The organism is Brucella cytisi, from assembly GCF_038433355.1.
GTDB classification, from domain to species: domain Bacteria; phylum Pseudomonadota; class Alphaproteobacteria; order Rhizobiales; family Rhizobiaceae; genus Brucella; species Brucella cytisi.
In genome coordinates this window covers 87781-105213 of record NZ_JBCAUP010000019.1, presented here as the reverse complement: position 1 = coordinate 105213, position 17433 = coordinate 87781, and the positions used below count along the sequence as shown (strand labels likewise).

The window sequence follows — 17433 nt, the reverse complement described above, 5'->3', positions numbered from 1 at the left end:
GCGGCTTTGATCAATTGACGGATGGTTGCCGACTTATGGCTGCCGAGATTGTCCATGACGACAATGTCGCCTGGCTTGAGCACCGGGACCAACTGCTGCTCGACATAGGCGCGGAAACACTGGCCGTTCATCGGTCCGTCGAAGACACAGGGTGCTGTAAGCTGATCGTTTCTCAAAGCGCCCAGGAATGTCAGCGTGCGCCAGTGGCCATGCGGTGCAAATGCCCGCAGTCGCTTGCCTTTTGGACCCCAGCCTCTGATCGGCGACATGTTGGTCTTGATCCAGGTCTCATCAATGAAGACCAGCCGTTCGGGATCAAGGTGATTTTGCAGGGTCTTCCAGCGCTGTCTTTTGCGAGCGACGTCGGCACGAGCTTGCTCAAGGGCGAATAGTGTTTTTTTTGAAGCGCAGCCCTTCACTGCGAATGAATTCCCAGATCGTATTGTGCGAGACGGAAATACCCCGCTCGGTCAACGCCGCCTTCAGGCCATGGAGTGTCAGGTGTGGGTTCTCGGCGAGCCGTTGCACAATGATATCACGATGCGGTTCGAGTATCCGCTTGCGGTGGCCGCCCATCTTGCCGGGATGAACCGATCCGGTCGCACGATGGCGCTGGGACCATTTTACGACTGAAGATGCGGCAATTTCAAACCGCGTCGCCACTGAACGAACGCTTTCGCCACTCAGCACGGCGGCAATAACGCGCTCTCGAAGATCATTCGATATCGGTGCGGTCATCCAACGCTGGCCTCCATCCAGCCAGCATCAGTGAATCAGAACAAAACTGATTTGGGAAGCGCATTCGATTCAGAGAAAAACGGAAACGCTCTAGCAGGTCAGACACCGACATCCCCCAGACATACAAGGGCAAACAACTCATGAGCGCTGAGCCAACAGATCGAGCAAATCGGTCAGTCGCTCGACGCAATGCATTTTGAAGCAATCTGCTTTCCATCACACGGAGAATGACGCAGGCGAACTCTTCTCAATGGAGAAAAAAAGCCCGGCTATAGCCGGGCCTTTTTGAAAGAAAGAGAAGTAAAGCTGCTTATGCCGCTTCAACTTCATCGTCATCGAGGTCCGCTTCAGCGTCGGCTTTGCCGCGCTTCGGTCCCTTGGCGAGATTCGCTTCGATCAGACGAACAGCTTCGGTTTCCGAAAGCTTGTTCACGGCAGCGATTTCGCGCGCCATACGATCAAGGGCAGCTTCATAAAGCTGGCGTTCCGAATAAGACTGTTCCGGCTGGTTCTCAGCGCGGAAAAGATCGCGAACGACTTCCGAGATCGAGATCAGATCGCCGGAATTGATCTTTGCATCATATTCCTGGGCGCGGCGCGACCACATGGTACGCTTCACACGTGCGCGGCCCTGTACGACCTTGAGTGCACGTTCAACATAGTCGGTCTCCGACAGCTTGCGCATACCGATGGAAGCGGCTTTGGCAACCGGCACCTTCAGGCGCATCTTGTCTTTTTCGAAATCGATTACGAAAAGCTCGAGCTTGTGGCCTGCCACTTCCTGCTCTTCGATAGTGACGATCTGACCAACGCCATGAGCCGGATACACGATGGCCTCACCGGCCTTGAAACCGCCACGCGCTACTGGAGACTTTTTCTGCTGGGATGACATACGCTTCATTACTCCCTGTTGTGCCCGGCGCGACCCGCCGGTTGACACATGATGTTCGACCGCGCTCCGGAGAAATGAAGCACGGAAGTTGTTTGTCGGCTTGGAACTGAAAACGTATCTGACGGCAAATCTAGCCGACCGGGTGTACGGTGAGGGGGACGACGCCAAATCGCAATCATCTTCCCCGGTGCCATCAGCCCGGTACTAAAGATCAGCCCTTTCAGAGATTAACGCATAGCGCCACGAATTGACGTCCAGTCACCGAAATTATTGGAGCAACCTAACACAATTTCGCGAAAGAATCAACAAATTGCCAAATATGTCGTATCTGGCAATGCAACACGCCTAAAATATGGGCGCTTTCCCGTGATTTCATTCGTCTTTTGCCGATGCATTGCAGAAAAAGCAAGTGATAAATCCTGCATTCCTGTAATGTCGGACAACCTGGCAGTCTTGCCAGGCTGAACCTACATGTTCCTGGAGCGCAAAGTCTTCCGGAACGAAGACATACTTACACAATACCGTCCAGCTCGCAACAGCCCGCAAGCAGTACCTGCAATGCTGGCCGGGTATTAGTCACCGCTACCAGGCTCGGCGGAGAAATACTTCTCCAACTTGCCAGCCACGCCGTCCATTTCCTTGGCTTCCGGCAAGGCATCCTTCTTCGCGGTAATATTGGGCCATTTTGCCGCATATTCCGTATTCAATTCCAACCACTTGTCGAGGCCCGGCTCGGTGTCGGGGCTGATCGCCTCGGCAGGGCATTCCGGTTCACATACGCCACAGTCGATGCACTCGTCGGGATTGATGACGAGCATGTTTTCGCCTTCGTAGAAGCAATCGACCGGACAGACCTCGACGCAGTCCGTATATTTGCAGCGAATGCAATTATCGGTCACGACATACGTCATCGTCGAACTCCTGTTGCCGCCCGAATTCCAGAACAGGCGGCTTATCTATCCTACAGCTTTGCGCCGATACTCCGGCAAGCCGACAATCGGCTCGGGGCTTTGGAATATCTCGCCACGAAGTCACTGTGCACGGAAATGGTTGCGGGTCTCAGCCCATGCCCTTTTATGACAATGCGTGAGGTAACGATTTTATCCTGCCGTGACAAGGGTACAAACGCCGCAATGTCACGAAGTAACGCACATCTGAAACAGCATTTCGTTTGACGGCTTTTGCTTGGAAAACGCTTTCGCCAGAACGGTTTGATGCGCAATTTCCATCACCGCCGTAACGAGCCTGCGGCAACGCGTCCGTGTCAGCTTCCGCGTAAACGATCCGTCTCGCGACGTTCTTTCTTGGTCGGGCGCCCGGCTCCGCTTTCGCGCTGCGGCGCTACGGCCTCCGACGATATCGTAGAAGTGGATGCAGGTGGGGGCGTAAGATCTTCATAAAGCAGTTGGGCTTCGGGCGCCGGACCACGACGCTCTCCCGGAGCGAGTATCTTGTAAACGAGGATACGCCGGTCAAGCGTAATGGTCAGCACATCGCCAACCTTCACCTGATGAGCCGCCTGCTCGATCTTGTCACGGTTGACCCGGACCTTACCGCCGACGGCGAGTTTCGCCGCCAGCGATCTTGATTTGACCACGCGCGCGAAGAACAGCCACTTGTCGATTCGCTGTCTTGCGCCCGTTTCTGCAATCATCTTACTTCTTCATCTGCTCTTTCAGAGCAAGAAGCTTGGCGAAAGGCGAATCGGGATCGATGCGTGCAGGACGTTCCTGCTCCACACGTTTACCGCCCTGATGACCGTGTTCACGCTTCGGCTGACGCTGATTGCCACCACGGAAGTCACCCTTGGAGCCTTCGCGCTTGCCTTCGCCGTCATGACGCTTTTGCTTGTCGAAGCGCTTGCCACCGCGATCATTACGCGCCTGCTGGTCTGCACCACCTTCAGATTTGCGTGCTTCACCGCCCTGATCACGGTTCTGATGACCGCGATTCTGGTTGCCGCGATTTTGACGCTGACGGTTCTGGTCCTGATTGCGGTTGCGGCCTTCGAAACGACCCTGACGCCACAGAAGAACAGGCTTTGGCTCTTCAGCCGCCGCTTCTGCGGTTTCGCCTGCCGGTGCGGCTTCTGCAGCCACAGGAGCTTCTTCTTCCGCTTTGGCTTTGGCTTCAGTTTCCGTCTCGGCGACAACAACCGGTGCTGGCACAGGTTCAGCCGCTGGCACAGCAGGTTTCTCAGCCTCTGCGACCGGCGAAGCGCCAATTTCCTTGACTGCAGCTTCAGCCGCGAAAGCATCCAGTTCTGCAAGCTTCGCCGTGACCGCAGCGGCTTCCATAGCCTCGTGACGATAGCCGAGGCTCTTCAGGATTTCTTCCATGTCGTCGGTCGTCGCACCGAGAATCGACATCATGGCAGGCGTGACGATGAAACGTCCGCCGTCATAAGCGCCATCCGGACGCACACCGGAACCCGGACGCCAGGCAAGCGCCGGGCGAATGAGATCGGCAAGACGTTCCAGAATATCGATGCGCACAGCGCGACGGCCCAGCACACGATAGCCTGCCAGACGGTAGAACATCGGATCGAAAGCCGGATCGACCACGACCGACGTGCGACCAGCGGCCAACACATTCACGACATCGCCATAACCGGCACGTTCGCGGCCATCATTTTTGAGCGCCCAGAGCAGCGTGATGAGGCCAGCCGGAGCGGGCTTCAGCAGCATGGGCATGAAGACGTGATAGGCACCGAAACGCACGCCGAGACGACGGAGCGCCGCACGCGAATCCTGATCGAGTCCGCGCACTTCCTCTGCCACATCGCGGCGCGGGAGAATGCCGAGATTCTCGACAATCTGGAAAGCAAGACCGCGTGTCATGCCGGTCAGGGCATCAGCGGCAGCCAGATCGGTGAGCGGCTTCAGAATGGTTTCGATATGATGAGCGACGAAACGTTCAATACGCGCGGCAACCTTGTCACGCGCCGCTCCGGTAAGCTGTTCGTCGGCCAGGATCACCGCGCGCGGCTTCAGCAGGTCATCGCCCGCAACCAGCGTTGCGACCGTTGCACCAACCCAGCGCATAACGCCGTCCGAGCCCAGCGCGAAATCGCCATTCGGCGCGGCAGCAAAGCGCTCCGCGCGACGTTCGAACTCGGCGGCCAGCGCCTTTTGTGCAGCCGACTTCACCGCCTTGGCATCCGGCCCCTCGGCCTGAACGTCAGCGGTAAAACGGAATCCTTCCAGTTGCCCGACATTGTGGCCTTCGACAATCACGTCTCCGGCCGGGCTGATTTCTGCTTCAAGCATGGCATTCTCTCTCAGGCGCCTCATAAGCACGCTTGTCCTGCGGTCTACAAAGCGTTTCGTCAACCTTTCATGCAGCGCGTCGGACAATCTGTCCTCAATTTCGCGCGTCTTTTCCTGCCAGTGTGTCGGATCGGCAAGCCATCCCGGCCTGTGCGACACAAAAGTCCAGGTTCGAATTTGCGCCACTCGATGCGACAGGGTGTCAATTTCCCCCTCTGTGCTATCGGCGCGGCGCACCTGTTCGCTCATATAATCTTCATCGACGCTCCCTCGGCGGACAAGATCCTGGTAGATGGTTGCAATGATATCGGCATGCTGCGCCGGCGCGATCTTGCGATAATCGGGCAGCGCGCAGGCGTCCCACAAAAGCTCGATGCGTGCCGGTGTCTTGGCGAGCCGCACAATCTCTTCGTCTTTCGACAAATTTTCAAGCGCTTGTTGATCAACGGCAGGCAAAGCCTTGGCCAATCCTTCAATCGGTGCGGGCGTTTCCAGAGAATACCGCAGAGAATCGAGCGATGAAAAGTCGAAACGGGCCGTGCGCCACTGCAGAACTTTCACCGGATCGAAATTATGCGCTTCCACCCGTTCGACCAGTTCTTCGTCGAATGGATGCACCTGCCCGGTCACACCGAATGTGCCGTCACGCAGATGACGTCCAGCGCGCCCGGCGATCTGCCCAACTTCGGCAGGCGTCAGATCGCGGAACTGATAACCGTCGAATTTGCGGTTCTGCGCAAAGGCGACATGGTCAACATCCAGATTGAGCCCCATGCCGATGGCATCGGTCGCCACCAGAAAATCGACGTCACCCGACTGGTAAAGCTCTACCTGCGCATTGCGCGTGCGCGGACTGAGCGCGCCCATGACCACCGCAGCGCCACCGCGCTGGCGGCGGATCAGTTCAGCAATCGCATAAACCTCGTCGGCAGAAAAGGCGACAATGGCGGAACGGTTCGGCAGGCGGGTAATCTTCTTGGCCCCTGCATAGGCCAGATGCGACAGGCGCGGACGCGTTACCACATTGATGCCGCGCAAGAGCTTTTCCAAAATGCCGCGCATGGTCCCAGCGCCAAGCAGGAGCGTCTCCTGCCGTCCCCGCAAATGCAGGATGCGGTCGGTGAATATATGCCCGCGTTCCAGATCACCGGCGAGCTGCACTTCATCGATAGCCACAAAAGCCACATCAGTGCGGCGCGGCATGGCCTCGACCGTGCAGACGGAATAGCGCGCGCCGGGCGGCACGATCTTTTCCTCACCCGTGACCAGCGCGACATTGGCCGCCCCGACCCGTTCCACCACGCGGTTATAGACCTCGCGCGCCAGAAGGCGCAGCGGCAGGCCGATCATCCCGCTTCCATGCGACAGCATACGTTCGATAGCGAGATGCGTTTTGCCGGTATTGGTCGGCCCAAGCACCGCAGTCACATCGCGGCCACTCAAGGTCAGCGGCAAATCATGGGCAGGGAGTTGGTTCATGCCAATAATCGGATTCCCGGTACAAGCGCCCGTTACGGGCTGGATGCTGGTTCTTGCGATAGCACTATACGACCTGCACCGAAAGCGCTCCTGTTAAGTTTCAGTATGGACGAGTTGCCAACCTTTCGGCGACCGATCTGCAGCCGGTCAATAACTTGTCGATTAACGATTGGAACGACTCTGGAACGAATCAGCGACGAATCGCTGACTCAGAGAGCTTCGCCTTTTGTTCACGGCAACATATAGTAAGCCTAACACAAAACCCCACAATATAATGAATCGGATGTTCCGCTTTTCCTCGTTCTCCCGACGCGGAACAACACCGCCGTTAACTTTTGGCAAAACCTGTCAACAGGCTGTTCCGATTACAATACAATTCTTCAGAAAATCTTAATGATTACTGATAGTTCGTTAATGCCAAAGCAGATGGAAACTCGATTTTCGTTAACCTTCAGGCCAAAGCCGGAACGAATCGGCGACGAATCGCTGATCTGCAAGGTTTCTCCGTTTGTTCTCACCACATCTGGTAGTCCGTGATCGCAATGCGCCATAGAAAACCAGTATTAAACAGACTTTGAGCACCGTCTCATCGGTTTCGCGTTAACTTTCTGACAAGGCCACCATACCGACGCCAGCGATTTCAAGCGTCTCATTGCGGAAACAAAAAGGCGGACGGAGTCAAATCTCCGTCCGCCTCTGTTCCCGTGAAGGAGAAGGTCAGTCGCGCTCGACGCACAAGGCAACGCCCATGCCGCCGCCGATGCAAAGTGTCGCCAGACCGCGCTTGGCATCGCGGCGTTGCATTTCGTAAAGCAGCGTCGTCAGAACGCGTGCGCCTGATGCGCCGATCGGATGACCGATCGCGATTGCTCCGCCATTGACGTTGACGATATCCGGGTTGAGACCGAGATCACGCACAACAGCACAGGACTGTGCTGCAAAGGCTTCGTTGGCTTCGACCAGATCGAGATCGCCGACGCTCCAGCCTGCCTTTTCCAGCGCCTTCTTCGTTGCCGGAATCGGGCCTGTTCCCATGATCGACGGATCGACGCCAGCCGTTGCCCAGGAAACGATACGCGCAAGCGGCTTCACACCGCGCTTGGTGGCTTCATCCGTATCCATCAGCACGACAGCCGCAGCACCATCGTTAATCCCGGATGCGTTGCCTGCAGTAACCGTCCCCTCCTTGTCGAAAGCGGGCTTCAACTTGGTCAATGCCTCAATCGTCGTGCCGGGACGGATATATTCATCCGCCGAAATGACGATATCGCCCTTGCGACCCTTTACAGTGAACGGAACAATTTCATCCTCGAACCTGCCCGCATTCTGTGCCGCCTCTGCCTTCTGCTGGGAAGCAAGTGCGAACTCGTCCTGATCGGCGCGGGTCAACTGCCACTGGCTGGCGATATTCTCGGCAGTGATCCCCATATGATAGCCATGAAAGGCATCAATCAGGCCATCCTTCAGCATGGTATCTATCATCTTGAAGTCGCCCATCTTCACGCCGGACCGCAAATGCGCGCAATGCGGCGCCATGGACATGGATTCCTGACCGCCTGCCACAATGATCTTGGCATCGCCGGAAAGAATCTGCTGCATGCCAAGCGCAACCGCTCGCAAACCGGAACCGCACAGCTGGTTGATCGAGAACGCTGTCGTCTCTTTCGGGCAACCGGCATCCATCGCCGCCTGCCGCGCAGGATTCTGGCCCTCGCCTGCCGTCAACACCTGTCCGAGAATAACCTCGTCCACATCCGTCGCCGGCACTCCGGCGCGTTCCAGCGCGCCTTTGATGACCGTCGCGCCCAATTCATGTGCGGGAATATTGGCAAACGCACCGTTGAAAGCGCCCACTGCGGTACGCGCCGCGCTGGCAATGACGATGGCTTTCTGGTCGGACATTCTTTCCTCCTTGAAATGTTGCGCAACACAAAGACCAAAATTCCGGCCTTGGCAAGCTTTGCCGTGTGCCCGCAACCGTCTTCATGAAAAACGATAAAGTGTTTTTCCCATGACGAGCAGCATTGGAGTGTGCATTGCCGGTCATGATCGCTAAATTGCATTTAGCTATAAATAGGAGATATTCATGACTTCACTGACGCTCGAACAAGCCAATGGGATTATTGCTGGTGCCTTTGCCAAGGCAGCCGAGCTGAAACTGAAGCCGCTGGCTGTCTCCGTCTTTGACGCAGGCGGAAATCTGAAAGCGTTTCAGCGGCAGGACGGAACTTCGATCCTTCGTTTCGAGATCGCCTCGGGCAAGGCTTTCGGTGCACTTGCCGTCGGAACGGGCTCGCGCTGGCTGCACAATCAGGCCAAGGACCGTCCCCACTTTCTTGAAGGCCTATCGGGCGTGTCGGGCGGCAAGGTCGTGCCGGTGCCGGGCGGCGTTCTGATCAAGGATGCAGGCGGCGAAATCCTCGGTGCCGTCGGCATTTCCGGTGACACATCAGACAATGACGAAATTGCAGCCATTGCCGGTATCGAAGGCGTAGGCTTTGCATCAGACGCAGGCTGATTTTCAGCAAAAACTCGCGATCAAGGCCGCTTTATGCGGCCTTTTTTCATGCAGCTTGCAGAGAAGACCGCACAAAAGAAAACGCCGCTTCCGGAAACCGGAAACGGCGTTTTTGAAAACCATCATTCGGCTGCAATGCAGCGTCAGATTTATTCCTTAGCTTCGAGGACCTGACGGCCGCGATACATACCGCTCTTCAGATCGATATGATGCGGACGACGAAGTTCGCCCGAGTTCTTGTCCTCGACATAGGTCGGGGCCTTGAGAGCGTCAGCCGAACGGCGCATGCCACGCTTCGACGGAGACGTTTTTCGTTTTGGTACTGCCATGGATCCAGCTCCACTGATCGGTCAATAAACGTCCGGCACGGCCCCGAAGAGCCTGTCACATCGGACAAAATTCCGGAAAGTCACGTGCCTATACACGCTCTAACGGCATTTGACCAGCAGGAGTCTTATCTTTTTTTCGTATCATGCATTTATTGCACGCAAACCACATAGGGACCTGACCGTGCGGCGCGTCCGGCGACGATGCGGGCAATGCGCTGCATGTTGCGCGTCGGCTTGGCGGGGTTGCGCAAGGCCGGATTTGGCAGCGTGACGGCAAGCAGTGCGGATTGCTGCGCATTGAGTTTTGCTGCCGGGCGCTTGAAATGATGCTGGGCTGCGGCCTCGATTCCGTAAATGCCCGGTCCCCACTCGGCGATATTGAGATAGATTTCCATAATGCGCTTTTTGGACAGAATACCGTCGGCAGCCAGCGCCAGCGGAAATTCGAGCCCCTTGCGGACATAGGAGCGCCCATTCCACAGGAAGAGGTTCTTCACGGTCTGCATCGTGATCGTGGAAGCGCCGCGGCTCGGACCGCCCTCGCCCGTATCGTCCAGAACCAGCCCCAGCTGATGCCAGTCCACCCCGCCATGGCTGCAGAACTGGCCGTCCTCGGCCATCATTACCGAATTGACGAGAACCGGCGCGATATCGTCGATACTGACCCATCTACGGTCTACGCCCTGAAACAGAACATAGTCCTTGACCATCAGGGTCGAGATCGGGCGGACAAAGGGTACGGAATAGACGAAAAGCAGGAAAATCGGCAGCACGCCCAGAATCACCAGAATCTTGAGCGCGAGAGCAATCCGGGCACCCCAAACGGGATCCGCCAGATAATTGCGTCCATCTTTGCTCTTGATGATGATTTTTGCCACTGCCACCGCCTGCTACCTTCCCCCAAGCGACATAAACCATTCCTTAATAAGTTTGAACCGGATTCCATAATCCAACCGGGGAAACAAGTCGAAACACGCCGTTTCATGACGTTCAAATGAAAAAGCCTGTGCTGATCGTTGTGGCCAGTTGACCAAATCAGCGCTTTCGTCCATCCCCTTTGACATGGAAAAGCTGTCGACCGATTTCACCGCCATTCTCAACCATCGTGCCATGGAAGTAGAAATGGCACTGACGGGCCTTCTGGACCAGCGCCTCAAGACGGGAGAAATCGCCCGCCCGGAACGGCTGCTCGCCGCCATGCGGCACGGTGTCCTGAACGGTGGCAAGCGCCTCCGGCCTTTTCTCGTTGTCGAAAGTGCCGCTTTGTTCGGCAAAGGTGGCGACGCCGTTCTGCGTGTTGCTGCCGCGCTCGAATGCATTCACTGCTATTCGCTTGTCCATGACGATCTGCCAGCCATGGATGACGATGACCTGCGGCGCGGCCAGCCGACCGTGCACAAGGCATTTGATGAAGCTGCCGCCATTCTGGCCGGTGACGGCCTTCTGACCTATGCTTTCGACATCATCTCGTCGGATGAAACCGACCTCGATGCAGCAATTCGCCTGCAACTGGTTTCAGCGCTCGCCCGTGCATCCGGTCTCGGTGGCATGGTGGGCGGACAGGCTCTCGATCTGATGGCCGAAACCAGCAAGCCTGACGAAGCCGGCATCATCACGTTGCAGGCAATGAAGACTGGCGCATTGATCCGTTTCGCCTGCGAGGCCGGAGCCATAATCGCCAATGCATCCAGCGAAGACCGCGAGCGCATGGCCGAATTTGGTTCCGCTATTGGCCTTGCCTTCCAGCTGGCGGACGATCTTCTGGACGTGACCGCTGACGCCGAGGCGATGGGCAAGGCCACTGGCAAAGATGCCGCCGCCGGAAAGGCCACGCTGGTTTCACTCCACGGCATCGACTGGACCCGCAAGCAACTGTCCGGACTGGTTGCCCAGGCGGAAAGCTTGCTGGCACCCTTTGGCAAAGACGCGGATATCCTGAGGCAGGCCGCCCGCTTCATCGCCGAACGGCAGAGCTAGACCATGTCTCCCGCAAGCGGGAACCGGTTTTGCTCAGGATAATGCGTAAAAACAACGATTTAAAGATCGTCTTCACGTACCTTGACGATAACCACATCGTCAGCGGAAAGCATGCGCCCGTCCTGAGAACGCACATCAAGCGCGGCCACGTCCTCGCCTGAAACGCTGTCGACAAGACGCGAATGAGTTTCACCCGGCGCAAAGAGATGCTTTTCTCCCCATTGCCTGAGCGACACGATGACAGGCAGCAGATCGCGCCCTTTTGCCGTCAGGCGATACTCCTGATGCGCGCCGCCATTAGGATCTGGCACGGATTCCATGATTCCCTCTCCCGTCAGCTTGCGTAGACGTTCCGAGAGAATATTGCGAGCGATTCCGAGATTCTTCTGAAAGGCGCTGAAACGTGTCACGCCGTCGAAGGCTTCACGGACGATCAGCAGCGACCACCAGTCACCGATCACATCAAGCGCGCGTGCACTCGGGCAATAATCGCCTTTCATGCTTTTCTTTCGAACCATGTTAACTCCACAGATTGCAATCTGGTTGCAATATAAAACCTTTTTAGCTACAAGCAAAATGGTTTCATTTTAAAACCGTTTTGCAGGAGTCCGTCATGCAACCTTCAACCGGCGCGGCAGAAACGCGGTCCGCGAACCCTGATGCACGCCATTTGCTTTCCTCGACGACCCTTTTTCTGTTTGCGGCTGCAAGCGGACTGGCGGTAGCCAATGTCTACGTTGCTCACCCGCTGCTCGATGTGATGGCTGACGACCTCGGTCTCAAGCGATCAACAGCAGGACTCATCGTCGCCGCCAGCCAGCTCGGTTATGCAATCGGCCTGATTTTTCTCGTCCCGCTCGGTGATCTGTTCAACCGGCGCAAACTCATCATCACGCATTTCCTTCTGTCGGTCCTGTCCCTGATCTCAATTGGCTTTGCGGCCAATGCCACCGTGCTTCTGATCGCCATGGCCACTATGGGCCTGCTCGCCGTAGTCACACAGGCACTTGTCGCCTATGCGGCCAGCCTCGCAGCACCGGCGCGACGCGGTCATGTGGTTGGCATCGTAACCAGCGGCATCGTGCTCGGCATATTGCTGGCACGCGCAATAGCAGGCGCCCTCACCGACATTGGTGGCTGGCGCAGCGTCTACTTCGTTTCCGCTATTCTCACGCTTTTGATCGCGCTCCTGCTGTGGCGCTGCCTCCCCGACCAGAAACGCCAGCCGACCGGCGTCAGCTACCCGACACTCATTCTGTCGCTTGTGACGCTATTTCGCTCCGAGCCGGTACTGCGCATTCGCGCCATCATAGCCATGCTGATCTTCGCCAATATTACTACTTTGCTCGCGCCACTGGTCATGCCGCTCAGCGCACCACCCTTCGAACTGAGCCATGCGGAGATCGGTCTGTTCGGACTGGCAGGTGCTGCCGGAGCGCTTGCCGCATCGCGTGCTGGCGGTGTTGCCGACCGGGGTTATGCCCAGCGGATGACAGGCATCGCTTTGCTGCTGATGTTCGTGTCATGGGGTCTGATAGCCTTGCTGGAACATTCACTGCTCTGGCTAATCGCAGGTGTGCTGATTATCGACTTCGGCCTTCAGGCTGTCCACGTCACCAATCAGGCGATGATCTACCGTGTACGCCCAGACGCGCAGAACAGGCTCACCGCCGCCTATATGGTTTTCTATTCCATCGGCAGCGCAAGCGGTTCGGCGGTTTCAACCTGGGTCTATGCTTATGCAGGCTGGAATGGCGTTTGCCTGCTTGGCGCAGGCATCAGCCTTGTCACGCTCATCTTCTGGGCAGCAACATTAAAGGCTACTCCAGAGACCGCTACGCGCCCGGTCACCTGTACCGCTTAGTTCTGGCCAGCAGCGACTTTCTGATCGAGTCCGAAGCGGTTCTCGATGTAATCGGCAACCATTTTCTGGAAGTCCTCGGCAATAGCAGGACCGCGCAACGTCGTGACTTTCTTGCCATCAACAAAGACCGGTGCGGACGGCGTTTCGCCCGTGCCGGGAAGCGAGATGCCGATATCAGCGTGCTTCGATTCGCCTGGCCCGTTGACAATACAGCCCATCACGGCGACCGACAGCGCTTCCACGCCGGGATATTTCTCGCGCCAGACCGGCATGTTGCGACGGATATCGTCCTGAATGGTCTGGGCCAGTTCCTGGAACACGGTCGAAGTCGTGCGACCGCAACCGGGACACGCCGCAACAATCGGAATAAATTGCCGGAAACCCATGGTCTGCAGAAGCTCTTGTGACACCTGCACTTCACGGGTGCGGTCGCCGCCGGGTTCCGGGGTAAGCGAAATGCGGATTGTGTCGCCGATGCCTTGCTGCAATAGAATGCCCATTGCCGCCGACGAGGCGACAATGCCCTTGGTGCCCATGCCTGCTTCGGTGAGGCCGAGATGCAGCGCATGATTGGAACGCTGCGCCAGCATCGTATAGACGGCAATCAGGTCCTGCACCTGACTGACCTTGGCCGACAGGATGATCTTGTCGCGGCCAAGACCGATCTCTTCGGCAAGATTGGCGGAAATCAGAGCCGACTGCACAATGGCCTCGCGCATGACTTCCTGCGCGCTCAATGGCGCGCCCGCATCCTGATTACGATCCATCAGCGTGGTCAGGAGTTCCTGATCGAGTGATCCCCAGTTCACACCAATACGCACCGGCTTGTCGTAACGGATCGCCATTTCGACGATATCGGCGAACTGCTTGTCCTTCTTGTCCTTGAAACCGACATTGCCCGGATTGATGCGATATTTTGCAAGTGCTTCCGCACAGGCCGGATGATCGGCCAGCAGCTTGTGACCAATATAATGGAAGTCACCGACCAGCGGCACATCATGCCCCAAACGTTCCAGTCGTTCACGGATTTTCGGCACGGCAGCAGCCGATTCATCGCGATCCACCGTGATGCGCACGATTTCCGAACCGGCACGGTGAAGTGCAGCCACCTGCGCGACCGTGGAGTCCACATCCGCTGTGTCCGTGTTGGTCATTGACTGCACGACGACGGGCGCACTGCCGCCGACGATAACGCCACCGACACTGACGCCAACCGACTGGCGGCGAGGAAATGGATGCGAAAAATAGCTGACGGCCTCGGAAGACATTTTGCTCTGTTCTTAACTGTACCTGTTCTCAGGTGGCGCAGCGCGACGCGAATGTCAACGCCCGCGTATATTGAGGCCCGCATATATCTAGGTCTGCGTATATCCGGCTCTCGCTTTATATAATCGCTTGCCGTTGCCTTGTCGCCCTCTCATTATGTTCGCCGGGAACAAGGAGGAAATCACGCATGAATGCTGCATCTGCCTGCAAGACCGCAATCGTCACCGGATCGAATTCCGGGATCGGCCTCGGTATAGCCCATGCGCTGGCGGCGGCAGGACACAACGTCGTGATCAACTCTTTCACCGACCGTGAGGAGGATCATACCCTCGCACGCAAGCTCGGCGAAGAACATGGCGTCAGCGTGGTCTATATTGCGGCCGACATGTCGAAGGCCGACCAATGCCGCGCACTGATCGCAGAAACGGTAAAGCAGTTCAGCAGTGTGGACATTCTCGTCAACAATGCCGGTATCCAGCATGTATCTCCCGTCGAGGAGTTTCCGGCCGAACAATGGGACCGCATCATCGCGATAAACCTGACATCGGCCTTTCACACCTCGGCTGCCGCGATCCCGCATATGCGCAAGATGGGCTGGGGCCGCATTATCAATATCGCTTCAGCCCACGGCCTCGTGGCATCGCCGTTCAAGTCAGCTTATGTTGCAGCCAAACACGGCATTGTCGGCTTCACCAAAACGCTGGCGCTGGAACTTGCAACCGCAAAGATCACGGCCAATTCCATCTGTCCCGGCTATGTGCTGACGCCGCTTGTCGAAGCGCAGATACCGGACCAGATGAAGGCCTACCACATGGACCGCGAAACCGTGATCCGCGAAGTGATGCTGGGCAAGCAGCCGACGAAGGATTTCGTCACCACCGCACAGATCGGCGCCCTTGCCGCTTTCCTCGCAAGCGATGCGGCAGCGCAGATCAATGGCGCTGCCATTCCCGTCGACGGCGGGTGGACTGCAGAGTAGCGCATCCCGAAAAGTGGGAACCAGTTTTCAGATAAGATGTGCGGCATAAGAAAGCTTAATGCTTATGATCCGCGTATCGGGCCAGACTTGAAAAAGCCAGCACGACCAGCAGCAAGACCGGAAGCGCCAGAAACACCACGCCGAAGCCACTATGCTTTGCAACAAAACCGATCAGCGACGGCGCCACCAGCATGCCGGAATAACCAAGCGTCGTTGCGATGGACAGGCCGACACTCGGATTGACGCCCGGCATGTTACCAGCCATCGAGAAGGCGATCGGCACCATGTTGGAAATACCGATCCCGCAGATCGCGAAGCCGATAATCGCCGTTGCTGAGCTGTTTCCGAAACCGACGATCAGCATGCCGATGATTGCAATGATCGTGCAGGCACGAAGGGTTTTGACTGCACCGAACCGGTCGCGGACCAGATCGCCTGCAAAACGCATGATCGCCATTGAACCCGAGAAAGCTGCGAAGCCGAAGCCCGCCACCGTGACGGAGGCGCCCAGATCCTGGCGCATATGATAAGCGCCCCAATCGAGAATCGCCCCTTCCGGCACCATGGAAAACAGCGCCATGACACCGACAAGCCATGGCAGAGGATTACGCGGCAAGGTCAGCTTCTGCTTTTCGCCGCTTGGATGATGATGCTCCGTGTCCGAGATGATCGAAGGCCATGCGATAGCAATCAGGATTGCGGCCACAATCGTCGTCACCAGCGCATGAACGGTCGATCCGAATTGCGCGATAAGAAAGCCGCCTGTCGCAGCACCGATGAGGCCGCCGAGGCTCCAGAATGCATGGCAGGACGACATGATTGCCCGGCGCATTTTTTTCTCGACCGCGACCGCATTGGCGTTCATCGACACATCCATCGCAGCCATGGTCCCGCCGAAATAGAACATCACGATCACAGCTGTAACCACATTCGGCACCAGTGCGATGATGAGCAGCGCCGGGATAAAGGCGAGCGCAAAAATGCGTACCACCATGCCCGAACCGCGATGTGCTGAAAGCGCACCTGCGACCGGCATCATGGCCAGAGAACCAAGGCCGAAGACGAGGATCATCAACCCCATGCCTGCACTATCAAGTCCGAGGCGTTCGGCAAATTCCGGAATTTTCGGGGCCCAGCCGCCGAAAATATAGCCGTTCATCAGAAAGAGTAGCGCAACGGCAATCCGCTCTCTGGTTACAATCGGCGCACGCGCAGGCGCCGCATCTTCGCGTCCGGAAACCTGTTCCATCTGTCCCTCAGTTGCGGTCCGCTGCCGCACGTAAAATCTTCATATCCGATGTAGCATAGGGCGCAAGCGCTGCTTCATCCGCATCATATTCGACAGCCATGACACCGACATCGTCCAGGGGAACGACATCATGGGCGGCAACCGTACCGAGCTTGTCGCTCGTAATGGCCAGTGCCACCACCCGGCTGCGTCCGGCTATCACTCGCTTGAATTCCGCATCGTCCAGATGCAGCGCCGTTACGCCGATTTCGGCGGCAATACCGCACGCGCCCAAAACGCAAAGATCAGGCCGCAGCAGTTCCGCATCACGCAAGGCGCGCGCCCCGACGGCGGCACTCACCCGCCGGTTGATGGGACCACCAATCATGATCAGTTCAATTTCCGGCGAGCCCATAAGAATTGCGGCGATAGACGGCGTATTGGTGACGACGGTGATGGCTTCACCGCGTTCGACCAAAAGCCGCGCCAGAGCCGTATTCACCGAAGATGCATCGAGAAACACCGTCATGCCGGGTTCGACCAGTTCCGCCAGGACCGCAGCCAGGGCGGCCTTCGCTTGTGGTCGCTCGGAATCCCGTTCTGCGAGCGGAGAGGGCTCGGGCACGGCACGCAACGCGCCGCCATAGACGCGCTTGCAGAGCCCTGCCGCCGCCATCTCGCGCAGATCCCGCCGGATCGTATCCTCGGACACGCCGAAACTTTCAGCCAGTTCAGCAGCCAGTACACGACCAGACTGCTGTAGCAGTTCCTGAATGCGCGCCTGTCTTTCGTGAAGCAGAAACTCTGTCACCACCACCCTCCTTATCATGCACAATCATGCACAAATCGGCATAAACATGCATATCAGATTTTGGGAGCCCTGCAAGCGCAAAC

15 protein-coding genes and 1 pseudogene are annotated in these 17433 nt (G+C 57.2%); 4 read left to right on the top strand and 12 right to left on the bottom strand.

The window, feature by feature from the left end:
- The 6 genes and pseudogenes from AAE521_RS18135 to AAE521_RS18110 form a co-directional block, all read right to left on the bottom strand.
- A pseudogene (locus tag AAE521_RS18135) lies at nucleotides 1-738 on the bottom strand (IS630 family transposase); the annotation flags it as partial.
- Nucleotides 739-1048: 310 nt separating this feature from the next.
- Nucleotides 1049-1630, bottom strand: coding sequence for a CarD family transcriptional regulator (locus AAE521_RS18130; RefSeq protein ID WP_006471273.1), 582 nt, complete (start codon nucleotides 1628-1630; stop codon nucleotides 1049-1051).
- 572 nt (nucleotides 1631-2202) lie between these two features.
- A complete protein-coding gene (gene fdxA / locus AAE521_RS18125) occupies nucleotides 2203-2541 on the bottom strand; it encodes a ferredoxin FdxA (RefSeq protein ID WP_006467781.1) in 339 nt (112 codons plus the stop codon).
- 353 nt (nucleotides 2542-2894) lie between these two features.
- Nucleotides 2895-3284 (bottom strand): RNA-binding S4 domain-containing protein, encoded by a 390-nt coding sequence (locus tag AAE521_RS18120; RefSeq protein ID WP_036587736.1) that lies wholly within the window; start codon nucleotides 3282-3284, stop codon nucleotides 2895-2897.
- Nucleotide 3285: 1 nt separating this feature from the next.
- Nucleotides 3286-6378, bottom strand: a complete 3093-nt coding sequence (locus AAE521_RS18115) for a helicase-related protein (protein ID WP_342062085.1) — start codon at nucleotides 6376-6378, stop codon at nucleotides 3286-3288.
- A 717-nt stretch (nucleotides 6379-7095) separates the two neighbouring features.
- Nucleotides 7096-8280 (bottom strand): acetyl-CoA C-acetyltransferase, encoded by a 1185-nt coding sequence (locus AAE521_RS18110; RefSeq protein ID WP_071633431.1) that lies wholly within the window; start codon nucleotides 8278-8280, stop codon nucleotides 7096-7098.
- 184 nt (nucleotides 8281-8464) lie between these two features.
- Between AAE521_RS18110 and AAE521_RS18105 the strand changes: the two genes are divergently transcribed.
- Entirely contained in the window at nucleotides 8465-8896 is a 432-nt protein-coding gene (locus AAE521_RS18105) for a GlcG/HbpS family heme-binding protein (RefSeq protein WP_071633432.1), read from the top strand.
- Between the two features lie 149 nt (nucleotides 8897-9045).
- On the opposite strand, the gene rpmF is transcribed toward AAE521_RS18105, so the two are convergent.
- A complete protein-coding gene (gene rpmF, locus AAE521_RS18100; RefSeq protein ID WP_006467787.1) occupies nucleotides 9046-9225 on the bottom strand; it encodes a 50S ribosomal protein L32 in 180 nt (59 codons plus the stop codon).
- Nucleotides 9226-9374: 149 nt separating this feature from the next.
- Entirely contained in the window at nucleotides 9375-10103 is a 729-nt protein-coding gene (locus AAE521_RS18095) for a biosynthetic peptidoglycan transglycosylase (protein WP_342062084.1), read from the bottom strand.
- Nucleotides 10104-10287: 184 nt separating this feature from the next.
- Here AAE521_RS18095 and AAE521_RS18090 point away from each other — a divergent pair, with 184 nt between their 5' ends.
- Nucleotides 10288-11202 carry a polyprenyl synthetase family protein gene (locus AAE521_RS18090; RefSeq protein ID WP_071633460.1) on the top strand — a complete coding sequence of 305 codons (915 nt, stop codon included), beginning with the start codon at nucleotides 10288-10290 and terminating at the stop codon, nucleotides 11200-11202.
- Between the two features lie 59 nt (nucleotides 11203-11261).
- Here AAE521_RS18090 and AAE521_RS18085 read toward each other — a convergent pair whose 3' ends face one another.
- Complete coding sequence (locus tag AAE521_RS18085) at nucleotides 11262-11720, bottom strand: winged helix-turn-helix transcriptional regulator (protein ID WP_036587731.1); 459 nt, start codon at nucleotides 11718-11720, stop codon at nucleotides 11262-11264.
- Nucleotides 11721-11815: 95 nt separating this feature from the next.
- Here AAE521_RS18085 and AAE521_RS18080 point away from each other — a divergent pair, with 95 nt between their 5' ends.
- The gene (locus tag AAE521_RS18080) at nucleotides 11816-13066 is read left to right on the top strand and encodes an MFS transporter (protein ID WP_071633434.1); all 1251 of its coding nucleotides are present in this window, start codon (nucleotides 11816-11818) and stop codon (nucleotides 13064-13066) included.
- Here AAE521_RS18080 and ispG read toward each other — a convergent pair.
- Complete coding sequence (gene ispG, locus AAE521_RS18075; protein WP_071633435.1) at nucleotides 13063-14334, bottom strand: flavodoxin-dependent (E)-4-hydroxy-3-methylbut-2-enyl-diphosphate synthase; 1272 nt, start codon at nucleotides 14332-14334, stop codon at nucleotides 13063-13065. The genes AAE521_RS18080 and ispG overlap by 4 nt on opposite strands.
- 185 nt (nucleotides 14335-14519) lie before the next feature.
- Between ispG and AAE521_RS18070 the strand changes: the two genes are divergently transcribed.
- Nucleotides 14520-15311, top strand: a complete 792-nt coding sequence (locus AAE521_RS18070) for a 3-hydroxybutyrate dehydrogenase (protein ID WP_071633436.1) — start codon at nucleotides 14520-14522, stop codon at nucleotides 15309-15311.
- A 55-nt stretch (nucleotides 15312-15366) separates the two neighbouring features.
- Here the strand turns inward: AAE521_RS18070 and AAE521_RS18065 are convergent, their stop codons facing one another.
- A complete protein-coding gene (locus tag AAE521_RS18065; RefSeq protein WP_071633437.1) occupies nucleotides 15367-16560 on the bottom strand; it encodes an MFS transporter in 1194 nt (397 codons plus the stop codon).
- Nucleotides 16561-16567: 7 nt separating this feature from the next.
- Nucleotides 16568-17353: a DeoR/GlpR family DNA-binding transcription regulator gene (locus tag AAE521_RS18060; RefSeq protein ID WP_342062083.1), complete on the bottom strand. Its 786-nt coding sequence runs from the start codon at nucleotides 17351-17353 to the stop codon at nucleotides 16568-16570.
- Nucleotides 17354-17433: the final 80 nt, after the last annotated feature.